Source organism: Arthrobacter sp. LAPM80 (assembly GCF_046736435.1).
GTDB lineage: Bacteria > Actinomycetota > Actinomycetes > Actinomycetales > Micrococcaceae > Specibacter.
In genome coordinates, this window is the sequence record NZ_JBCHVD010000052.1 from 1 (window position 1) to 1556 (window position 1556).

General features: G+C 62.5%; 1 protein-coding gene. It reads right to left on the reverse strand.

Annotated features, from left to right (window positions below):
• Positions 1 to 1556: pyruvate dehydrogenase (acetyl-transferring), homodimeric type (gene aceE, locus AAGW05_RS18465; RefSeq protein ID WP_411806020.1), on the reverse strand; the 1556-nt coding region annotated here is incomplete at both ends.

A 1556-nucleotide genomic window follows, 5' to 3' on the forward strand; every position in this document is an offset into this window, starting at 1 on the left:
ACTGCCGGGTTCGTTGCGGCCAGGATCGGGGAGTGCCCGTCAGCGTGCTGGAGGCCCTCACCGGTCAGGGTGGTCCGCCCGGCGGTCGCGCCGATGATGAACCCGCGGGTCATCTGGTCCCCGGCGGCCCAGAAGGAATCCCCGGTGCGCTGGAAGCCAAACATGGAGTAGAACACGTAGATCGGGATCAACGGTTCACCGTGGGTGGCGTACGCGGTGCCGGCGGCGGTGAACGCCGCGACGGAGCCGGCCTCGTTGATGCCTGCGTGGACGATCTGCCCCGAAACGGATTCCTTGTACGCCAACACCAAATCGCGGTCCACGGAGAGGTAGTTCTGCCCGTTGGGGTTGTAGATCTTCGCTGTCGGGAAGAACGCGTCGATGCCGAAGGTGCGGGCCTCATCCGGGATGATCGGGACAATACGCGCACCGAAGTCCTTATCACGCATCAAGTCCTTGAGCAGGCGCACGAAGGACATGGTGGTGGCTGCCTGCTGCTTTCCCGAGCCACGGTTGGCGACCTCGTAGGTCTTATCCCCGGGCAAGGTGACCTCGGTGTGCTTGGAACGGCGTTCGGGAACGAAACCGCCCAACGCGGCGCGGCGCTCCATCATGTACTGAATTTCCGGTGTGTCCATGCCGGGGTGGTAGTACGGGGGACGGTACGGATCCGCTTCCAGGACCTCATCGGAGATCGGCAGGCGCAGGTGCGTGCGGAAGTTCTTCAAATCAGCCAAGGTGAGCTTCTTCATCTGGTGCGTGGCGTTGCGGGCCTCGAAGTGCGTGCCCAGGCCGTAGCCCTTCACGGTGTGCGCCAGAATGACGGTGGGCTTGCCCTTGAACTCCACGGCAGCCTTATACGCGGCATACACCTTGTGGTAATCATGGCCGCCACGCTTCAAATTCCACACCTCGTCGTCGCTGAGGTGAGCTGCCAGTTCCTTGGTCTGCGGGGTCTGGCCGAAGAAGTGCTCACGCACAAATCCGCCGGACTCGGCCTTGTACGTCTGGTAGTCCCCGTCCAAGGTGGTGTTCATGACATCAACCAGGGACCCATCGGTGTCCCTGGCGAGCAGGTCATCCCACTCACGGCCCCACAGGACCTTGATGACATTCCAGCCAGCGCCACGGAAGAACGCCTCGAGTTCCTGGACGATCTTGCCATTGCCGCGCACCGGGCCATCAAGGCGCTGCAGATTGCAGTTGATGACGAAGTTCAGGTTATCCAGCTTGTCATTGGCGGCCAGCTGAAGCAGGCCACGCGACTCGGGCTCGTCCATTTCACCATCGCCAAGGAAGGCCCAGACCTGCTGGTCGGAGGTGTCCTTGATGCCGCGGTTATGCAGGTAGCGGTTGGATTGTGCCTGGTAGATCGCGTTCATCGGGCCAATGCCCATCGAAACCGTCGGGAATTCCCAGAAGTTGGGCATCAGGCGCGGGTGCGGGTACGAGGACAGGGCATGACCCTCACGAGACTTCTCCTGACGGAACCCGTCCATGTCCTCCTCGGACAGGCGCCCCTCCATGAAAGCGCGGGCGTACATGCCGGGAGAGGC